Origin of the sequence: Micromonospora sp. NPDC057141 (assembly GCF_042670805.1) — a bacterium.
Lineage (GTDB): Bacteria > Actinomycetota > Actinomycetes > Mycobacteriales > Micromonosporaceae > Micromonospora.
In genome coordinates, this window is sequence record NZ_JBHUVA010000004.1 from 136523 (window position 1) to 156127 (window position 19605).

At 75.2% G+C, this 19605-nt stretch carries 13 protein-coding genes; 7 read left to right on the plus strand and 6 right to left on the minus strand.

Features of this window, described 5'->3' with window-relative positions; all coding sequences use genetic code 11:
- Positions 1 to 18: 18 nt before the first annotated feature.
- Complete coding sequence (locus ACFT41_RS05220; protein ID WP_377584341.1) at positions 19 to 1377, minus strand: FAD-dependent monooxygenase; 1359 nt, start codon at positions 1375 to 1377, stop codon at positions 19 to 21.
- A 355-nt stretch (positions 1378 to 1732) separates the two neighbouring features.
- On the opposite strand from ACFT41_RS05220, the gene ACFT41_RS05225 reads away from it, so the two are divergent.
- Positions 1733 to 1909 carry a hypothetical protein gene (locus tag ACFT41_RS05225; protein WP_377584339.1) on the plus strand — a complete coding sequence of 59 codons (177 nt, stop codon included), beginning with the start codon at positions 1733 to 1735 and terminating at the stop codon, positions 1907 to 1909.
- A 264-nt stretch (positions 1910 to 2173) separates the two neighbouring features.
- Here ACFT41_RS05225 and ACFT41_RS05230 read toward each other — a convergent pair whose 3' ends face one another.
- Positions 2174 to 3208: a phosphatidylinositol-specific phospholipase C domain-containing protein gene (locus tag ACFT41_RS05230; protein ID WP_377584337.1), complete on the minus strand. Its 1035-nt coding sequence runs from the start codon at positions 3206 to 3208 to the stop codon at positions 2174 to 2176.
- A 138-nt stretch (positions 3209 to 3346) separates the two neighbouring features.
- On the opposite strand from ACFT41_RS05230, the gene ACFT41_RS05235 reads away from it, so the two are divergent.
- The 3 genes from ACFT41_RS05235 to purE all read left to right on the plus strand — a co-directional run bounded on the left by ACFT41_RS05235 (position 3347) and on the right by purE (position 7174).
- Positions 3347 to 5383 carry a thioredoxin domain-containing protein gene (locus ACFT41_RS05235; RefSeq protein ID WP_377584334.1) on the plus strand — a complete coding sequence of 679 codons (2037 nt, stop codon included), beginning with the start codon at positions 3347 to 3349 and terminating at the stop codon, positions 5381 to 5383.
- Between the two features lie 139 nt (positions 5384 to 5522).
- On the plus strand, positions 5523 to 6686 hold the full coding sequence (locus ACFT41_RS05240) for a 5-(carboxyamino)imidazole ribonucleotide synthase (RefSeq protein WP_377584331.1): 1164 nt from the start codon (positions 5523 to 5525) through the stop codon (positions 6684 to 6686).
- A complete protein-coding gene (gene purE, locus ACFT41_RS05245; protein WP_377584328.1) occupies positions 6683 to 7174 on the plus strand; it encodes a 5-(carboxyamino)imidazole ribonucleotide mutase in 492 nt (163 codons plus the stop codon). The genes ACFT41_RS05240 and purE overlap by 4 nt, the downstream gene beginning before the upstream one ends.
- A gap of 3 nt (positions 7175 to 7177) precedes the next feature.
- Here the strand turns inward: purE and ACFT41_RS05250 are convergent, their stop codons facing one another.
- Both ACFT41_RS05250 and ACFT41_RS05255 read right to left on the minus strand, forming a co-directional pair.
- Positions 7178 to 12178 (minus strand): SCO7613 C-terminal domain-containing membrane protein, encoded by a 5001-nt coding sequence (locus tag ACFT41_RS05250; protein ID WP_377584325.1) that lies wholly within the window; start codon positions 12176 to 12178, stop codon positions 7178 to 7180.
- A 164-nt stretch (positions 12179 to 12342) separates the two neighbouring features.
- On the minus strand, positions 12343 to 13770 hold the full coding sequence (locus ACFT41_RS05255; RefSeq protein WP_377584322.1) for a UDP-glucose dehydrogenase family protein: 1428 nt from the start codon (positions 13768 to 13770) through the stop codon (positions 12343 to 12345).
- A gap of 269 nt (positions 13771 to 14039) precedes the next feature.
- On the opposite strand from ACFT41_RS05255, the gene ACFT41_RS05260 reads away from it, so the two are divergent.
- Entirely contained in the window at positions 14040 to 15203 is a 1164-nt protein-coding gene (locus ACFT41_RS05260) for an acyl-CoA dehydrogenase family protein (protein WP_377584319.1), read from the plus strand.
- A 191-nt stretch (positions 15204 to 15394) separates the two neighbouring features.
- Here the strand turns inward: ACFT41_RS05260 and ACFT41_RS05265 are convergent, their stop codons facing one another.
- A complete protein-coding gene (locus ACFT41_RS05265) occupies positions 15395 to 16051 on the minus strand; it encodes a hypothetical protein (RefSeq protein WP_377584317.1) in 657 nt (218 codons plus the stop codon).
- 23 nt (positions 16052 to 16074) lie between these two features.
- Between ACFT41_RS05265 and ACFT41_RS05270 the strand changes: the two genes are divergently transcribed.
- Both ACFT41_RS05270 and ACFT41_RS05275 read left to right on the plus strand, forming a co-directional pair.
- Complete coding sequence (locus tag ACFT41_RS05270; protein ID WP_377584314.1) at positions 16075 to 16593, plus strand: acyl-CoA thioesterase; 519 nt, start codon at positions 16075 to 16077, stop codon at positions 16591 to 16593.
- Positions 16594 to 16857: 264 nt separating this feature from the next.
- Positions 16858 to 18846 carry an acetoacetate--CoA ligase gene (locus tag ACFT41_RS05275; RefSeq protein ID WP_377584311.1) on the plus strand — a complete coding sequence of 663 codons (1989 nt, stop codon included), beginning with the start codon at positions 16858 to 16860 and terminating at the stop codon, positions 18844 to 18846.
- A gap of 25 nt (positions 18847 to 18871) precedes the next feature.
- Here the strand turns inward: ACFT41_RS05275 and ACFT41_RS05280 are convergent, their stop codons facing one another.
- Positions 18872 to 19561: a TIGR03089 family protein gene (locus ACFT41_RS05280; RefSeq protein WP_377584309.1), complete on the minus strand. Its 690-nt coding sequence runs from the start codon at positions 19559 to 19561 to the stop codon at positions 18872 to 18874.
- Positions 19562 to 19605 lie beyond the last annotated feature (44 nt).

Consider the following 19605-nt stretch of genomic DNA (forward strand, 5'->3'; position numbering starts at 1 on the left):
GGCCGGCGGCGGCCCGGATCAGGCCGCCCCGTCGGCTCCGGGCCGGCCGTGGCGCGCGGTCCGGGGGTCGCCGCCGCGCAGCACCCGGCGCACGATCGTCGGACGCAGCAGCCGGTGCGGCGGGTCGACGAGGTTGAGGACCCGCAGGAACGCGGTGCCGAGCACCGCGTCGGTGCGGGCGGCGGCGTGGAGCCGGTGCACGTACGAGTTGACGAGCCTTACCCGCATCGTCCGGCGCCCCCGTACCTCGGGGAAACGGAGATCCGTGCCGACCGTGATGGACCACGGGCCGTCGATCAGCCTGCTGGCCCCACGGAAGAACCGCCGCCACAGCCGGTCCCGGTCGCCCGCCAGCAGGCTCCGCAGCAGCAGGCCCTCGGTGGCCGCGACCGTCATGCCCTGACCGTAGAGGGGGTTGAAGCTGCACAGGGCGTCCCCGAACACCAGGTAGCCGAGCGGGAAGCGGCGCAGCCGCTCGTAGCGCCGCCGGAGGCTCGCCGGGTAACGCATGCTGGCCGGCCCGCCGACGGGGGTGGCCTCGCGTACCAGTTGGCTGATCAGCGGCACGCCCAGCGACTCGGCGAACCGCGCGTAGCCCTCGTCGTCCAGCGGTGGCTGCTCGCCGAGCACCCCGCTGAGGACCACGCTGAAGAGGCCGTCCTCCTGAGCGGCGACGATGCCGCTGCGCGGGCGCCCCGGAACGGCGTTGGTCAGCGCGCCGAGGAGGCCGTCGAGGTGGCGGGGGTCGCGCTCGTAGTTGCGGGTGACATACGTGACGTCGACCGCGACCCGCTGCTCCGGCGGCGTCGGGTAGCCGAGCGCGGTGAGCCACGCCGGGCTGCGCGACGCCCGGCCGCAGGCGTCGACCACCAGGTCGGCGTCGAGCCGGTAGGCCGCCCCGCCGGGCGGCGTCACCAGGACGCCGGTGACCCGGCGGCGGTCCCCGGTGCCCAGCAGGGCGGTCGCCTCGGCGGGCGGGCAGAACCGGACGTTCGCCAGCTTGCGTACCCGGGCCCGCACGGTGTGCTCCAGCAGCGGGCGGCTGACCCCCACGCCGACGAGCTGGGACGGGGTGCGGCGCATCCGGTAGCCGTCGTTGCACCAGTGCACCTGGTCGTTGAGGTCGACCAGCGGCGCCCCGCAACCGTTCAGCTCGTCGCTGAGGCCGTCGAACAGCTCGTCCAGGGCCTGCCGCCCCCGGGCCAGCAGGACGTGCAGTTGACGCGACTGGGGCACCCCGCGCCGAGGCTGCGCGGCCTCCGGCAGTGGGTCACGGTCGACGATCGTGACGGTGTCGTACGCCTCGCTGAGCACCCGGGCGGCGATCAGCCCGGCCATGCTCGCACCCAGCACCACGGCATTGCCTGCGCGGATCATGAGGAGACGGTAGGTGGCCCGGGGCGCGGTGGCTTCTTCCCACGTGCCCAGTCCGGCGACCGTCCGGGCAACCTCGCGACGGGCTGGGCAACCTGGAAGAAGCGCCGAGCGCCGCAGCCGTCGGGCTCACCGGACGGGAGGGCGACCTGTTCCGGCAGATGCGCGGCTGGAGCGTGCTGCTGCTGGCCCTGATGGTCTGCTGGTCGGATTGCAGGCCACGCCGCTGATGTCCTGGATGGTGCCTTAGCGGCGCGGAGGACGAGCTGGTCGCGGATCTCGGCCAGGGACAGGAACGGCGCGGTCATGCTCAGGTCACCCCGAGGGCGATGGCGAGCTGGATGATGGTGGCCGGGGCGTGCGGATCGCGGGCTACCTGGGCGACGATGTTCCGGGCGGCGGGGCGCTGGCGTACCTCGGCCGGTGCGGTGCGGTCGGCAGCTATCAGGGCCCGGCCGGCGTTGGTCGGGTCGTCGGTCTGGAGGTAGGCGCGGGCAGCGTCGAGCAGGTGCGCGGCGCGGTGTTCGACCGGTAGCCACCGCCAGATGTCGCGTTTGGTGGTCTTCTCGTGCCAGGTGACCGCGTCGTGTGCGTTGCCCAGGTCGAGGGCGGCGGCGACCCGGGCCAGGTCGACCGCTGTAGGCCCGAACGCGTGTGGGGTCGGAGGGGCAAGGTATCTTCGGCCTGTTTCGCCGATCTTGCACTTGCGGCCCTGACAAAAGGGGTGAAGCGCCTATCTGAGGGGCCGAAAGTGCAAGATCGGCGCGCGGTGGGGGCGTGTCCGGCAAGCGCGGGTGGGTCAGCCGCGCGGCAGGACGTCGTCGACCACGCTGGGCAGGGCTGCCCAGTCCGCCGAGGCGACGCTCGCGTGCGCCCGCGCCAGTTGCGCCACCCGGGCCGTCGCCGCGTCGGGGTCGGTGTCGCCCACTGCCGGGGGGACGTTCTGTGCGCTGGTCATCACCAGCAGGTAGTGGCTGGTGTCGTACCAGGCGGTGTCGATGCCGCCGGTGACGTACGCCGACGCGTCGCCGTCGAAGACGACGAACCAGGGGCGCAGGGCGGTGTCGGCGTAGCGGGTGCGGGGATCGCCGGCCTGGGCGCGGTGCACGGCCGGGAACGCCTGCGCCGAGCCGAGGGTGCCGGCGGTGGCGAGCGTGGCGAGGTGCTGGGCGTACTCGATGTCGGTCCACAGCTTGTCGGTGGGGTTGCCCTCCTCGACGGTGCCGGGGATCAGGTGCACGACGACCCGGCCGGCGAGTTGCTGCCGGGTGGGCCAGTTGTCTGCGCGGGCGGCGGCGTCGAGGGTGGCGTGCCCGCCCAGGAGGTCGGCGGGGCGGAACACGGCCGACCCGAGCCGGGCGGCGAGCAGCGCGTCGAGCTGCGCCGGCCCCTGCCCGGTACGCCCGCTGAAGCCGGTCTTCAGCTCCAGTTTGAGGTGCAGCGGGCCGGCGTCGGGGTGAGCGGCCAGCCAGAGCCGGATGTCGTCGAGGCAGTGTTCGAGGTTCTTGTTGCGGGTGCCGGTGTAGAGCTGGGCGGCGCTGGTGGCAGCGACGCAGTTGTTGTTGTTGCCGAGCGGGTTGGAGTGGCTGACCCGCCACTGGTCGGCGACGATGTCGGGCCAGACGTCCAGCTCGATCATCCCCGGCCGGGCGTCGAGGGCCTGCGCCAGATAGTCGTACGTCCCCTTGTCGTACGCGTTGTGGGTGCCGACCGTGGTGGTCGCCGAGAGCCGGGCCCCTGGGTCGACGGCGGCCTCGGCGGGGCCGGCGGCGACCAGCGCCGCGACCACCGCGACGGACATGAGCGCGGACAGGGATCGGCGGGATCGGCGCATGCGTGCCTCCTCGGCGGGGCCGGCGACCGTCGCCGGGCATGCACAGATCCAAATGCATGAACGTGAATGGGGAAAGACCTCCGGCCGGCCGGCGCGGGTCCGCCGCGCGGTGGAACCTGCGGTGGATATGGTCGACCGGTGAACCGACTCGCGAGCGCCACCAGCCCGTACCTGCTCCAACACGCCGACAACCCGGTGGACTGGTGGCCGTGGTGCGACGCGGCGTTCGCCGAGGCGAAGCGGCGCGACGTGCCGGTGCTCGTCTCCGTCGGCTACGCGGCCTGCCACTGGTGCCACGTGATGGCGCACGAGTCGTTCGAGGACGAGGCCGTCGGCAAGCTGCTCAACGACGGCTTCGTGGCGATCAAGGTGGACCGCGAGGAGCGGCCCGACGTCGACGCCGTCTACATGACCGCCACGCAGGCGATGACCGGGCAGGGCGGCTGGCCGATGACGGTCTTCGCCACCCCGGACGGCACCCCGTTCTTCTGCGGCACCTACTTCCCGAAGCCCAACTTCGTCCGGCTGCTGGAGTCCGTCGGCACCGCCTGGCGGGAGCAGCGCGAGGCCGTGCTGCAACAGGGCGCCGCCGTGGTCGAGGCGATCGGCGGCGCGCAGGCCGTCGGCGGCCCGACCGCCCCGCTCACCGCCGAGCTGCTCGACGCCGCCGCCGCCCAGCTCGGCCGGGAGTACGACCGGGAAAACGGCGGCTTCGGCGGGGCCCCGAAGTTCCCGCCGCACCTGAACCTGCTCTTCCTGCTGCGCCACCACCAGCGCACGGGCTCCGCCGAGAGCCTGGAGATCGCCCGGCACACCGCCGAGGCGATGGCCCGGGGCGGGCTCCACGACCAGCTCGCCGGCGGCTTCGCCCGCTACTCGGTGGACGGGCACTGGACGGTGCCGCACTTCGAGAAGATGCTCTACGACAACGCGCTGCTGCTGCGCGTCTACACCCACCTGTGGCGGCTCACCGGCGACCCGCTGGCCCGGCGCGTCGCCCGCGACACCGCCCGGTTCCTCGCCGACGAGCTGCACAAGCCCGGCGAGGGCTTCGCCTCCGCCCTGGACGCCGACACCGAGGGCGTCGAGGGGCTGACCTACGCGTGGACCCCGGCCCAGCTCGTCGAGGTGCTGGGCGAAGACGACGGCCGCTGGGCCGCCGACCTGTTCGCGGTCACCGAATCGGGCAGCTTCGAGCACGGCACGAGCGTGCTGCGGCTGGCCCGGGACGTCGACGACGCCGACCCGGCGATCCGGGGCCGCTGGCGCGACGTCGTCGGGCGGCTCCTCGCGGCCCGGGACACCCGCCCCCAGCCGGCCCGCGACGACAAGGTGGTGGCCGCCTGGAACGGGCTGGCGATCACCGCGCTCGCCGAGTTCGTCCGCCTCGTCGAGGCAGTCGGTGTCGGCGGCGAGGAAGCCGACGCGAACCTGCTGGAGGGCGTCACGATCGTCGCCGACGGCGCGCTGCGGGAGGCCGCCGAACACCTGGCCCGCGTGCACCTCGTCGACGGCCGGCTGCGCCGGGTCTCCCGCGACGGCGTGGTCGGCGAGCCGGCCGGCGTGCTGGAGGACTACGGCTGCGTGGCCGAGGCGTTCTGCGCCATGCACCAGCTCACCGGCGAGGGGCGCTGGCTGGAGCTGGCCGGCGGCCTGCTGGACACCGCCCTGGCCCGGTTCGCCGCCCCCGGCGGCGGCTTCTACGACACCGCCGACGACGCCGAGCAGCTCGTCGCCCGGCCGGCCGACCCGACCGACAACGCCACCCCGTCCGGCCGGTCCGCGATCGCCGCCGCCCTGGTCACGTACGCGGCCCTGAGTGGGGAGACCCGCTACCGGGAGGCCGCCGAGGCCGCCCTCGCCACCGTCGCGCCGATCGTCGCCCGGCACGCCCGGTTCACCGGGTACGCGGCGGCGGCCGGCGAGGCGCTGCTGTCCGGCCCGTACGAGATCGCCGTGGTGACCGGCGATCCGGCCGGCGACCCGCTCGTCGCCGCCGCGTACCGGCACGCCCCGCCCGGCGCGGTGCTGGTCGCGGGCCGCCCCGACCAGCCGGGCGTGCCGCTGCTCGCCGACCGGCCGATGCACGAGGGGGTGCCCACCGCGTACGTCTGCCGGGGGTTCGTCTGCCAACGCCCGGTGACCACCGTCGACGACCTCCTCGCCCAGCTGTAAGGAAGGGTCCCCTGTTAACGCCTTCGGTACAGCGAGGTACCCCTTTCACCCTGCGGGCGGCGGTGCCGGTCACCGGGGCGGTGGATCGTGCCGCCCCCGGATCGGGCGCGGTCGGGCCGCCGCTAGGCTGGCCCGCGAGATGGATACCCGAACCGGTCTGCCTGTTGTCGGCATGGTGGGAGGCGGCCAGCTGGCCCGGATGACCCACCAGGCCGCGATCGCCCTCGGTCAGTCGCTACGTGTGCTCGCGCAGGCCCCGGACGACGGCGCGGCCCTGGTCGCCGCCGACGTCCAGTACGGTGACCACACCGACCTCGCCGCGCTGCGCACCTTCGCCAAGGGCTGCGACGTGGTCACCTTCGACCACGAGCACGTGCCGACGGAGCACATCCGCGTCCTCGCCGCCGAGGGGGTGAAGCTCTTCCCGCCGGCCGACGCCCTGCTGCACGCCCAGGACAAGCGGATCATGCGGGAGCGGCTCGGCGAGCTGGGCGCGCCCAACCCGGTGTGGCGGCCGGTCACCGCAGCCGCCGACCTGGTCGCCTTCGGCGACGCGCAGGGCTGGCCGGTGGTGCTGAAGGCGGCCCGGGGCGGCTACGACGGCCGGGGCGTCTGGCTCGTCGACGACGCCACGCAGGCCGCCGAGTTGGCGACCACGCTGCTCGCCGGCGGCACCCGCCTGATCGTCGAGGAGCGCGTCGCGCTGCGCCGGGAGCTGGCCGTGCAGGTGGCCCGCTCGCCGTTCGGGCAGGTCGCCGCGTACCCGGTGGTGGAGACCGTGCAGGTCGGCGGCATCTGCGTCGAGGTGCTCGCCCCCGCGCCGGGCCTGCCCGAGGCGCTGGCCGTGGCCGCCCAGCAGCTCGCCATCGACCTGGCCACCGCGCTCGGCGTGGTCGGCCTGCTCGCCGTGGAGCTGTTCGAGACCCCGACCGGGCTGGTGGTCAACGAGCTGGCCATGCGCCCGCACAACTCCGGGCACTGGACGATCGAGGGGTCCCGCACGTCGCAGTTCGAGCAGCACCTGCGGGCCGTGCTCGACTATCCGATGGGGGACACGTCGCTCACCGCCCCGGCTGTGGTGATGGCGAACGTGCTCGGCGGGGAGCCGGGCGGGATCTCCGTCGACGAGCGGCTGCACCACCTCTTCGCCGCCGAGCCGGGCGCGAAGGTCCACCTGTACGGCAAGCAGGTGCGCCCCGGCCGCAAGATCGGGCACGTCACGGTGCTCGGCGACGACCTGGCGGACGTACGGGCGCGGGCCGCCCGGGCCGCCCACTGGCTGACGGAAGGGACGCCGGCATGACCACCGTCGGGTTGATCATGGGCAGCGACTCGGACTGGCCGACCATGAAGGCCGCCGGGGAGGCCCTCGCGGAGTTCGGGGTCGGCTACGAGGTCGGCGTCGTCTCCGCCCACCGCACCCCCGGCAAGATGATCGAGTATGGTCGCACCGCCGCCGACCGGGGCCTCAAGGTGATCATCGCCGGGGCGGGCGGGGCGGCCCACCTGCCCGGCATGGTCGCCTCGGTCACCCCGCTGCCGGTGATCGGCGTGCCGGTGCCGCTCAAGCACCTCGACGGGATGGACTCGCTGCTGTCCATCGTGCAGATGCCGGCCGGCGTGCCGGTGGCCACCGTGTCGATCGGCAACGCCCGCAACGCCGGGCTGCTCGCCGTCCGCATCCTCGCGGCCACCGACGAGGAACTGCGGGCGCGCATGGTGGCCTACCAGGCGAGCCTGGAGCAACTGGTCGCCGACAAGGAAGCCGCCCTGCGAGCATCCCTGACCTGACCGTCACTGCATGCCGCGCAGGGCCGTCTGGAGGCGGTCCTGCGCGCGGCGGCGACGCTCGTTGCTCGCGCCGAGGATCAGCAGCACCAGACCCACCGGGATCAGCACCAGCCAGGGGCCGAGGCTGAACAGCGCGTGCACCGCCGCGATCGCGGTGACCGTCGCGCCGACGATCACCGGGGCCTGCTGCTGGCTGGTGGTGCCGAAGATCAGCACCGCCACCGCGCCGAGCAGCAGCAGCACCTGCCGCAGCATGCTGGAGTCGGTGGCCAGCACGATCGCCAGGGTCGGCACGAACGCGGCCACCATCGCCGGCCCGTACGCCACCCAGCTCGACAGCTCCGGCCGGTGCCGCAGCTCCAGCACCCCGACCAGCAGGGCCAGCGCCGCGAACGGCAGAGTGTAGGCCTCCGGCAGCGCCACGTCGGCGACCCGCATCAGGATCCACCAGGCGACGATCTCGCAGAACACCACCGCCCAGAACAGGATCCGCCGCTCCACCGGCCGGCGGCCGGGCCGGGCCGCCGCCACCCCGAGCACGGCGCCCCAGGCGGCCAACAGCGCGGCGATGTGCCGGGGCGAGTCGAAGGCCAGCGCCAGGGCGATCAGCGCAGCGGCGAACCCGCTCCACTCCACCGTGGCCGCCTCGCTCCGGGCCTCCGGCCGGCGCAGCCGGGGCAGGGTCGCGGCGAACACCTGCAGGGCCGCCCCGACGGCCAGCACCCCGAACGCGGACCAGACCGCGGCCAGGCCCGCCACCAGGCCGACGACCAGCACGAACAGTTGCGCCGTCAGCGAGGCGAACAACCAGCCGAGGATGCGGGCCCGCTGGGTGGTGCCGTGCAGGGCGGCGACGACGCCCACACCGACCGCCCCGCCCAGCGTGAACAGGGTCAGCTCCCGGGTGGCCAGGCTCCCCAGCAGCCCGGCGCCGCCCCCGGCCAGGCCGATCACGAAGACCAACACCCGTGCGGTACGCAGCGACCGGGCCCGCTCCGCGAGCGGCGGGGGCGGGCTGAGCGCCAGCCCCAGCATGGAGATCGTGAACACCGACAACGCGGCCAGCACGCTCACCGGCCAGCCGTGCCCCAGGGCGGTGGGCGTGATCAGCAGGGTCACCGCCGCGCCGGGCAGCACCACCGGCACCGCCCTCGACCGTCGCCCGCCGCTGAGCCCGACGGCGGCCAGCGCCGCGGTCAGCGTGAGCAGCAGGGCGGTCAGCACGTGCGTCGGGTCGACCGCCCCGGCGGGCGGGACGAGCAGCTCGGGCGGCGGCCCCTGCCACACCCGACCCAGCGCCCGGTACGGCTCGACCAGCGCCACCTCCAGCGCGGGCGCGAGCGAGAACACGGCCAGCGCGACGGGCAGCGCCGCGGCGGCCAGCGCCCCGGCCGCCGGGCTGACCCGCCAGCGCACCGCCGTCCCGTCGTCGTCGTCGGGGGCCCGGCGCAGCGCGCCGTCGAGCAGCACCGTCCAGCGCCGGACCGGCTGCGCCGAGCCGGCCGGCGGCACGGTCGAGGCGCGGACCAGCTCGGCGAGCACCCCGAGCAGCGCGGCGGCTGCCGCGTACACACCGGAGGGCAGGCCGGCCACGATGGCGGCGACGGCGCTGACGGTCGCGCCGCCGACGACGGCCGCGCTGGCGTACGGAAGGTACTGCGGGACCTGCCGGCGGACCGCGGCGACCGCGGCCAGGCCCAGGCTCGACGCGGCCAACGCGGCCGTCAGCACCACCTCGGGCGACCGGCCGAAATCGGCGGCCAGGGCAGCCACCGCGCCGGGGAGCGCGAGCAGCGCGGCCCCGGTCGCTATCCCGCCGACCTGCACCAGGTGCGGCGGCATCCCGTCGGCGGCGACGTCGTCCACCAGCGGGGCGGCGAACACCCGGGACAGGGCCGCCACGACCACGCCGATGAGCGCGATGCCGCCCAGCGCCAGCGCGGTCGTCCACGGCCGGACCAGCCCGGCGCCGGCCGCGTGCAGGGCGACCGCTCCGGCCACGGTGGCCCGGGACAGCCCGGCGCGCGGGTCGAGCGCCGCGGCGGCGGCCGTGCCGAAGGCCGTGGCGACCGCCAGGCCGACCGGCACCGGGGACCACCAGGGCAGGTCGAAGGCAGCCGGGAGGCCGATGGCGGCGAGCACGGCGGCCGCGCCCGAGACGTCGTGTTTCCAGGGATGCGGCAGCAGCACCCCGGCGGCGACGCCGAGCAGGGCCAGGGCGACCGGCGCCTGCCAGGTGGACCCGCCGGTCGGCGCGGCCGGCCAGCCGGCCAGGTCGCCCGCCCAGATCGGTCCGGGGGTGGCCAGGACGCCCCAGCCGCCACGCAGTGCGCTCCAGCCCGCGATCAGCCCGATCAGGGCGCCGCCGACGGCGAGGCCGAGGATCGGCCCGCGCCGCCACTGTTCGGGCATCGCCCGTGCCACCGCCGCGACGACCGCCACCAGCGCGGCGGCCACCACGAGCTGCCCGCCCGGGGTGAGCACCGCCGCGACCCGGACCAGGGTCGCGACCAGCGCCGCGGTGACCGCCGCCGTGGCCAGGTCGGAGCCGTCGAGCGTCAGGTCCGCGCGCCGCCCCGCGTCGATCGACGTGGCGAGGAAGACCAACAGGCCGGCCACGAACAGCAGCGCGCCCACCCAGGCGTCGGCGGCGGTGGCCCCCGGCGCGGTGAACGCGGCGGCTGTCACCACCAGCGCCCCGAGCCCGGTGCCCAGCGCCAGCGGCGTGGGGATGCGCCGCTCGGAGACCTGCACGAGGGCGGCGTGGCCGAGGGTGACGCAGACCGCGAGGAAGCTCGCCGCCAGCACCGGCACGGTGGCCACGCGCAGGCTCGCCGGGGTCGGCGTCGGGTCGGTCGGTACGGTCGCGGCGACGAACGCGGCGACCGCCCCCGGCAGCGCGAACGCCGCCCCACCGGCGGCCCAGTTGGCGACGACGTCCGCGGCGGCGGGAATCATCCGGATCCGGGGCACCACCGCGACCAGCGCGCCGGCCAGGAAGAGGGCGAGCAGCACGGCGGCGGTCAGCGCGGGCCGGGCCAGTCCGGCGCCCGCACCGAGCAGGCCGACCACGGCGGCGGCGGCCGCGTGCACGGTGGCGGCCCGGGTCGTCGTGGCGGTGAGCCCGACCACGCCGATGCCGACCGCCGTGAGCACCATCGGCCACGGCGCCGCCGCCCAGCCCAGGCCGAACGACGCGGGGACGGCGAGCGCGGTCAGCGCCGCCCCGGCCACCGCGAACTCGCGGCGGATCTGCGGGGGCAGCGCCAGCACGGCGGCGACGGTGAGCAGGAAGGCGCTGGCGGCGAGCTGCCAGGCCGCCGGGCCGACGGAGGCGGCGAGCGCGGCGGCGTACCGGTCGAGGTCGGCGGCCCAGGCCGGAGTGGCCGCCCGGGCCGGGGCCAGCCCGGCACGCAGCGCGCCGACGGCCACCACCAGGCCGCTGACCGTGAGCGCCGCCGCCGAGGCGAGCTGCGGGCCGCGCCGCGCGGCCTCCGGCAGGGCCCGCACCGCCAGCCCGGTGAGGGTGATGACGGCGGCGACGAGCAGCAGGGCCCGGCCGGGGAAGGCCACCGAGGCGACCCGGCCCAGCGCCCCGATCACCGCGAGGGTGAGCACCCCGGCGGCCACGTCCGGCAGTGGCGGCCGGCGCAGCACCAGCGCGCCGCCCAACCCCACCAGGGCGGCCAGCAGCAGCACCGCGCCCGCCCCGGCCGCCGTCGGCACCGTGGCGGCGCGCAGCAGCGCGGTCACCGCGTACGCCAACGCCAGCGCCACCGCCACGCCGTGCAGCAGCCAGGTCAGCTCGCGCAGGGCCGGCACCGGGCGGTTCGGCGGCACGCCGCCGGAGGCGTCGAGCACCTCGCCGGCCTCCTCCGGGTCGCCCTCCGGCCGGCCCTCCGCGCTGCCGCGACCGCCTGCGCTCCCCAGACCGCCCCGGGCGGGCTGGTCCTCCCCGGCGTCCCCGGTGGGCCGGTCGTCCCTGGCGGGCCGGCCGTCGGCGGGCCGCCGGGGCGGCGGGGCGGGCGGGCCGAGCCGGCCGCCCGGCAGGTCCTGCCGCACCGGCCGTTCCACCGTCACCGGGGAACGGGCCAGCCAGAGGTCGACCACGGCGACCACGGTCAGCACCAGGGCCCAGCCGGCCGGCCCGGACACCCGGTCGTACGCCAGTAGCGGTAGCACCGGCTGCGCGGCCAGCACGGTGGCGAAGCGGGGCGCACGCAGCCCCGTGAAGAGGGCGTAGCCGAACCCGACGGCGGCGGTGACCAGGAAGATCACCCCGGCGAAGACGGCCCCGGACGCGCCTCCGCCGCCGATGAGGTCCACCGCCCACAGCGCGTACCCGGCCAGGGGCACCAGCAGCAGGCCGACGGCGGAGATCGTCTCGGCGGTCGAGGTGAGCCCGCGCCGGGCCAGCACCGGCGGGGCGAGCAGGAGCAGCACCGTGGCGACGAGCAGGACGCCCAGCCGGGACAGGGCGTCCATCGAGCTGGTGGCCACCAGGGCGAAGACCACCGCGGCCACGGCGAGCAGCAGCGCGCCCAGCCCGAGGGGGATGTTCTGCACCTCCCGGGACGACGCCTCCGGCGGGTGCTCGGGGTCGTCGGCGTCCAGCCAGCGGGCCGCCGACTGCGGCGGGGGCGGATCCTGCGGCGGGGGCGGGGCGGCGCCCTGGCGGGGCACCCGGGGCGGCGCGCCGGTGGTCGCGGTCGGCGGGCGGCGGCCGGGGCGGCGGCGCAGCACCCGCCGGGGGCGGGCGGCCTGCTTGAGGCGTTCCTCGCCGGCGTGCGTCAGGATGTCCCGCTGGAAGAGCGCGGACTGCATCTTCGCGGCGATCTGCCGCTGCTCGGCGGCGATGGCGGCCTCGCGGGCCTTCATCTCCGCGATCGAGCGCTCGACCTCCGCGAGGTGCCCGGCCCACTGGGGCTGGTGCGCGCCGCAGTGCGGGCACTGGGCGGCCGGCTTGATCTCCCGACTGCACGAGGAGCACTGAAAGGTCTGCACGACACCCCTCCACCCGGCCGGCCCGCACTGTGGACTACCACTGTCGCAGCATGCCCTGAGCCGGCGCGGATTTCGACACCTGTCGGCGGTTCGGCGGTGACGAAAGGCGCACGGCCGGCCACGGACGAGGTCCGCGGCCGGCCGTCACCGGTGTCGGGTCGGAGTCAGGGGCGGCCCATGCCCCGGTACTCCCAGCCGGCCTGGGTCCACAGTGTCGCGTCGAGGCAGTTACGGCCGTCGACCACGCGGCGGCCGGCGACCAGCTCGCCGAGGGCCACCGGGTCGGCGTTGCGGAAGTCGGCCCACTCGGTGAGCACGCAGACCAGGTCCGCCCCGGTCACCGCGTCGGCCATCGTGGACTCGTACGTCAGCTCGGGGGCCACCCGGCGGGCGTTCTCGGCGCCCTGTGGGTCGAACACGTGCACGTCCGCCCCGGCCTTGCCGAGCAGCCCGGCGACGGCGAGCGCCGGGGCGTCGCGTACGTCGTCGGTGTTGGGTTTGAACGTGGCCCCGAGCACGGCGATCCGGGTGCCGGACAGGTCCGGGCCGGCGGGGCCGGCACGACGGCCGAGCAGTTCGGCGGCGAGCGCGATCACCCGGGTCCGGCGGCGCAGGTTGATCAGGTCGACCTCGTGCAGGAAGCGCAGCGCCTCGCCGGCCCCCAGCTCCTGGGCGCGGGCCTGGAAGGCGCGGATGTCCTTGGGCAGGCAGGCGCCGCCGAACCCGAGGCCGGCCTGGAGGAACCGGTTGCCGATGCGGGGGTCGTACCCGATGGCCTTGGCCAGCTGGGTGACGTCGCCGCCGGCGACCTCGCACACCTCGGCCATCGCGTTGATGAACGAGATCTTGGTGGCCAGGAAGGCGTTCGCGGCGACCTTGACCAGCTCGGCGGTGGCGAAGTCGGTGACCACCAGCGGGACCTCCCGGTCCTCGGTGGCGGCCAGGTCGAAGACCCCCTTGTGGGCGGCGTAGAGCATGCCGTTGGCCCAGTCGCTCTTGACGCCGACCACGATCCGGTTGGGGCGCAGCACGTCGTCGACGGCGAAGCCCTCCTGGAGGAACTCCGGGCTCCACGCCACCTCGACGCCCAGGTCGGCCGGGGTGTGCTTGCCGACGAGCTGCTCCACCCACTCGGCGGTGCCCACCGGGACCGTGGACTTGCCGACGATCAGCGCCTTGCGCGTCAGGTGCTGGGCGAGGCTGGTGACGGACGCCTCGACGTACGACAGGTCGGCGCCCATCCCGTCGGCCCGCTGCGGGGTGCCCACGCAGATGAAGTGCACGTCGCCGAAGCCGGCGGTCTCGGCGATGTCGGTGCTGAACCGCAGCCGGCCGGCGGCCAGGTTGCGCCGCAGCAGCTCGTCGAGGCCGGGCTCGTGGATCGGCACCTCGCCCGCGTTCAGCTTGGCGATCTTGTCGGCGTCGACGTCGAAGCCGAGCACGTCGTAGCCCAGCTCGGCGTAGCAGATGGCGTACGTCGCACCGAGGTACCCGGTGCCGAGGAAGGTGACCCGGGGGCGGGCCGCGCCCGAGGGCGGCGTCACCGCTGCGATGGCCGGCATCGGTTGGGTGTTCGGGTACGGGATCGTCACGCCTGTCTTCTCCGCTCGCGCTGGCGGCGCTTCCTCGCGTCGCATTCGGCTGCGGCGCCTGGCCGGCACCGAAGGGGAATTGTGTCGTTTTCTGCTCGCCGTGCCGCGTCGACCTCCGCGCGCCGTGTCGCGTCGACGCCTCGGTCAGGCCCGAGCCTACGCGGCGGTAAGGATCAACCGAGCGCTGGTCGCTATCCTTCAGTCTGCGCGGTCGGCGGTTCCGAGACGCTACAGACTGGGCATGATAGCCGTGAAGGGGAGGGGCCGACATGGCCGCAGAGCAGTCGTTCGACGTCTACCGGTTGCCCGAGGAGCACGAGGCGGTCCGGGAGGCGGTGCGTGAGGTCTGTGCGGCCAAGGTGGCGCCGCACGCCGCCGAGGCGGACGAGGCGGGTGAGTTCCCGAAGGCGTCCTACGACGCGCTGCGCTCCGCCGACTTCCACGCCCCGCACATCCCCGTCGAGTACGGCGGCGCCGGGGCGGACGCCCTGGCCACGGCCATCGTGATCGAGGAGGTCGCCCGGGCCTGCGCCTCGTCCTCGTTGATCCCGGCGGTGAACAAGCTGGGCACGATGCCGTTGATCCTGGCCGGCTCCGAGGAGCTCAAGCGCGCCTACCTGACCCCGGTGGCCGCCGGGGAGGCGATGTTCTCCTACTGCCTGTCCGAGCCGGAGGCCGGCAGCGACGCGGCGTCGATGACCACCAGGGCGGTCCGCGACGGCGACCACTGGGTGCTCAACGGCGTGAAGCGGTGGATCACCAACGCCGGGGTCTCGGAGTTCTACACCGTCTTCGCCGTGACGGATCCCACAGCCCGTTCGCGGGGCATCTCGGCGTTCGTGGTCGAGAAGTCCGACCCGGGCGTCAGCTTCGGCGCCCCCGAGAAGAAGCTCGGCATCAAGGGCTCGCCGACCCGCGAGGTCTACCTCGACGACGTCCGCATCCCCGCCGACCGCATGATCGGCGCGGAGGGCACCGGCTTCGCCACCGCGATGAAGACCCTCGACCACACCCGGGTCACCATCGCCGCGCAGGCCGTCGGCATCGCCCAGGGCGCGCTCGACTACGCCAAGGGGTACGTGCAGGAGCGCAAGCAGTTCGGCAAGGCGGTCGCCGAGTTCCAGGGCATCCAGTTCATGCTCGCCGACATGGGCATGAAGCTGGAGGCGGCCCGCCAGTTGACGTACGCCGCCGCCGGAAAATCCGAGCGGGGCGACGCCGACCTGACGTACTTCGGCGCGGCGGCCAAGTGCTTCGCCTCCGACGCGGCGATGGAGATCACCACCGACGCCGTGCAGCTGCTGGGCGGATACGGCTACACCCGCGACTACCCGGTCGAGCGGATGATGCGGGACGCCAAGATCACCCAGATCTACGAGGGCACCAACCAGGTCCAGCGCATCGTGATGGCCCGCCAGTTGCTGCGCGGCTGACCCGTCGGCCCCGTCTTCGGGTCGGGTCCGGCCGGCGGGCGAGGGGCGCGGGGTGCCGGGCACGGGGGCCCGGGGTGCGGCGTGCGGGGTGCCGGGCACGGGGCCCAGGGTGCGCGGCGTGCCGGGCACGGGGTTGCGGTGTCCGGGGGGAAGCCCTCACCGCGCCCCCGTGCCCGACGGCGGTCTCGACGTCAGCGCAGCTCGGTGGTGGTGTCCTCGGGCCGGCGCGGCGGGGCCGACCAGGGGGACTCCCCGCCCGTGCGGCGGGGCAGCGGCTCCGGCGGCTGCTGGTCCGGGTAGCCCAGAGTGAGCGGGGCGGTGTCCCGCTCCGCGGCGCTGCCCGCCGACGGCCAGTCGGTGAGCGTGAAGGTGTTGCCGTCCTCCGGCTGCTGCGCCGGTGCCGACGCGGGCCCGGTCGCCGGCCGGGGCCAGCGCCGCCACCGTTGCCCGCTGAACGTGGCCATCAGCAGCAGCGCGCCGACCAGGAAGAGCGTGCCGTTCTGCACGGGCAGGAACAGCGGCAGCGGGTCGCCCAGCGCCTTCCAGCCCTCCGGGACGCGGTCGCGCACCTCGAACGGCGCGACGAACACCCCGACGTACGGGGCGATCAGCAGCAGCCCGGCGACCAGCGGGCCGAGCGGGGAGACGCGCAGGGTGCCGAGCAGGCCGAGCAGGACGCCGGCGACGGCCAGGTAGACGCCCGGCTCGATCAGGTTGGCCGTGTTGAACGTGCCGATCTCCACCCACCGGGTGATCGTGCGGGTCGACCCGTCCTGCCCGAGCGCGAGCAGCACCCAGGTGACGGGTGCTACCACCAGCCCGGCGAGGAAGCTCCAGAGATGTCGCATTGGCGCACCGTACCGTTTCCGGCATGACAGATCACCCCTCCACCTCGCCGCAGGGCAAGCCCACGTCGTACTCCCGCGTCACGCTCAGTCGGATCATGACCGCGGTCGATGTCAATCTGTACGGGACCGTGCACGGAGGGGTGTTGATGAAGTTCGTCGACGACGTGGCGGGCGCGGCGGCGGCCCGGCACAGCGGCGGCACGGCGGTGACGGCAGCGATCGACGAGATCGTGTTCTCCGAGGCGGTCCGGGTGGGCGACCTGGTGCACGCGCACGCCCAGGTGAACTGGACCGGGCAGACCTCGATGGAGGTGGGCGTCCGGGTGGTCGCCGAGCGCTGGGACTCGGCCGAGGACGAGCCGGTCGCGGTCGCGACGGCGTACCTGGTCTTCGTGGGGGTGGACGTGGGCGGCGCGCCCCGCCCGGTCCGCCCGGTGCTGCCGGAGACCCCGGAGGACGAGCGCCGCTACCGGGAGGCGGAGATCCGCCGCGCCCACCGCCTGGCTCGCCGCCGCGCCATCCAGGCCCACCGCGAGGGCTGACCGCCTGCCCCGCCCCCGCCCCGCCCCCGCCCCGCCTCCGCCCCGCCTGGCAGCCGGTGTGAGAAGGGTGCCCTTCTCTACCGTAGGCGTTAACAAGGGGCCCCTCCTTGCGCCGCCGCCCCACACAGCGCGGCCGTGGGGGGTGTGGGCCGGGCCCGCCCCGGCGGTGGGGGACCGGGGCGGACAATGGCGGTGCGACATAGGGCAAGATGGCATCACGGCCCATGTCACAGGGCGGTGCGGGGCCTGGAGAAGGGTGGAGCTGTGGGTGACGTGCTGTGGACACCGCCGGCGGACGTGCGCGAGCGGTCCCGGATCGGTGCCTACCTGCGCTGGCTGGCGGAGCACCGGGGGCTGGAGTTCGCCGACTACGCCGCGCTGTGGGAGTGGTCGGTCACCGACCTCGACGGGTTCTGGCGGTCCGTCTGGGACCACTTCGGGGTCGTCGCGCACACCGAGCCGACGGCCACGCTGGCCGACCCGGCGATGCCGGGCGCCCGCTGGTTCCCCGGGGCCACCCTCAACTACGCCGAGAACGTGCTGCGCATGCCGGGGCTGGGCGACGACGACCCGGTGGTGATCGCGCACGGGCAGACCCGCGCGCCGCAGACCCTGACGGCCGCCGAGCTGCGCGAGCAGGTCCGCCGGGTGGCGGCCGGGCTGCGCCGCCTCGGCGTCGGCCCCGGCGACCGGGTCGCCGCGTACGCGCCGAACATCCCCGAGACGTACGTGCTGCTGCTGGCCACCGCCAGCCTCGGCGCGATCTTCTCCTCCTGCGCGCCGGAGTTCGGCACCCGCAGCGTCACCGACCGGTGGCGGCAGATCGAGCCGAAGGTCCTCGTCGCCGTCGACGGCTACCGGTACGGCGACAAGCCCGTCGACCGGCGCGGCGAGGTGGCCGCCATCCGGGCCGCCCTGCCGTCGCTTCAGCACACCGTCGCCGTCGCGTACCTCGACCCGGCCGGGCCCCCGGAGGACGGGGCGATCTCCTGGGACGAGCTGGCCGCGCCGACCGACGAGCCGCTGACCTTCGCCGGCGTGCCGTTCGACCACCCGCTGTACGTGCTCTACTCCTCCGGCACCACCGGGCTGCCCAAGCCGATCGTGCACGGCCACGGGGGCATCCTGCTGGAGCACCTGAAGATGCTCGCCCTGCACCACGACCTGGGCCCGGGCGACCGGTTCTTCTGGTTCACCACCACCGGCTGGATGATGTGGAACTTCCTGGTCTCCGGGCCGGCCGTCGGCGCGGCGATCGTGCTGTTCGACGGCAACCCGGGCCACCCCGACCTGGGCGGGCTGTGGCGGCTGGCCGCCGGGACCGGCACCACCTACTTCGGCACCTCCGCGCCGTTCCTGCTGGCCTGCCGCAAGGCCGGCCTGGTGCCGAGTCAGATCGCCGACCTGTCCGCGCTGCGCGGGGTCGGCTCGACCGGCGCGCCGCTGCCCGCCGAGGGCTTCACCTGGGTGTACGAGACGGTCGGCCGCGACCTCCAGCTCCAGTCGCTCTCCGGCGGCACGGACGTGTGCACCGGCTTCGTCGGCGGCGTGCCGCTGCTGCCGGTGCACGCCGGGGAGATCACCTGCCGGGCGCTCGGCGCGCGGGTGGAGGCGCGGTCGGCCGACGGCAGCCCGGTCCTCGGCGAGCTGGGCGAGCTGGTGATCACCGCCCCGATGCCGAGCATGCCGGTCGGGTTCTGGAACGACCCGGACGGCGCCCGCTACCGGGAGGCGTACTTCGAGCTCTACCCGGGCGTGTGGCGGCACGGCGACTGGATCACGATCAACGAGCGGGGCGGCTGCGTGATCACCGGCCGCTCCGACGCGACCCTCAACCGGGGCGGCGTACGGCTGGGCACCGCCGAGTTCTACTCCGTCGTCGAGGGGCTCGACGAGGTCGTCGACTCGGTGGTGGTGCACCTGGAGGACGACGAGGGCGGCGCGGGGGAGCTGCTGCTGTTCGTGGTGCTCGCCGAGGGCCTGGAGCTGGACGACGACCTGCGCCGCAAGGTCTGCCGCGAGCTGCGCACCGCCCTGTCGCCCCGGCACGTCCCCGACGAGATCCACCAGGTCCGGGCCGTCCCGCGCACCCTGAGCGCGAAGAAGCTGGAGGTGCCGGTGAAGAAGATCCTCACCGGCACGCCGGTGGACGACGCGGCGGCCAAGGGGGCCCTGGCCAACCCGGACTCCCTGACGGCCTTCGCCGCCTTCGCGCAGCGCCGGCCCGCCCCGGGGGCCCCGGCCCGCCCCTGACTGCCTGGCCCGCTCCTGATTCCGCTCAGGCCAGGGTGCGGGTGACCCGCTCCGTCTCGGCGCGGGCGGGCAGCCGGGCCGGGTCCGGGTTGGCGCACAGCACCGTCGACGCGCCGGCCACCAGCGGGGCGAGCAGCCAGTCGACCGGGTCCGGGTGGGCGGTCACGTCCAGCAGGACCCGGTCGCCCCGGGCGAGCCCCAGCTCCGTCGCCCGGGCCGCCGCGCGGGCCAGCAGCTCCGCGTCGGCCGGCCCCCCGGCGGCGTACGGGGTGAAGTGGTCGCCGTGCGCGCGCACGGCCAGCACGTAGTCGGCGAAGCCGGCGGGCACCTCGCGCAGCGGCAGGGCGAACGGGGTGAGCGCGAGCGCGTACCGCTCGCCGGCCGGCCAGGCGTCGGCCTCGCCGGCCCGGTCGGCGGCGGCGAAGAGCACCTCCACCGGGCCCGGCGTGTCGGCCACCGCCAGTCCGGCCGACCAGCAACCGAGCAGCACGGCGGCGGTCTGCCAGTGCGGCGGGAGCAGCACCCCGGCCGACTCGCCCGGGCCGGCGGCCACCTCGTCGGTCAGCAGGTTGGCCGTCTTGGCCACCCAGTTCGCCAGCGTCGCGCCGGACAGCTCGGTGCGCTCGCCGGTGGCGTCGTCATACCAGGTCAGCAGGGGTTTTGCGGGGTCGGGTGCGATCGCGGCGGCGAACACCCGGGCAATGTTGTCGGCCATTGGCGCGAACGATACGCGGCCGGAGTCCGTATCCGATGACAGTG

Bases quoted from the DNA above. Each gene is read 5' to 3' on its own strand.
- ACFT41_RS05220 (WP_377584341.1), bottom strand. From the start codon at position 1,377: ATGATCCGCGCAGGCAATGCCGTGGTGCTGGGTGCGAGCATGGCCGGG.
- ACFT41_RS05230 (WP_377584337.1), bottom strand. From the start codon at position 3,208: ATGCGCCGATCCCGCCGATCCCTGTCCGCGCTCATGTCCGTCGCGGTG.
- ACFT41_RS05240 (WP_377584331.1), top strand. From the start codon at position 5,523: ATGGATACCCGAACCGGTCTGCCTGTTGTCGGCATGGTGGGAGGCGGC.
- purE (WP_377584328.1), top strand. From the start codon at position 6,683: ATGACCACCGTCGGGTTGATCATGGGCAGCGACTCGGACTGGCCGACC.
- ACFT41_RS05260 (WP_377584319.1), top strand. From the start codon at position 14,040: ATGGCCGCAGAGCAGTCGTTCGACGTCTACCGGTTGCCCGAGGAGCAC.
- ACFT41_RS05265 (WP_377584317.1), bottom strand. From the start codon at position 16,051: ATGCGACATCTCTGGAGCTTCCTCGCCGGGCTGGTGGTAGCACCCGTC.
- ACFT41_RS05270 (WP_377584314.1), top strand. From the start codon at position 16,075: ATGACAGATCACCCCTCCACCTCGCCGCAGGGCAAGCCCACGTCGTAC.
- ACFT41_RS05280 (WP_377584309.1), bottom strand. From the start codon at position 19,561: ATGGCCGACAACATTGCCCGGGTGTTCGCCGCCGCGATCGCACCCGAC.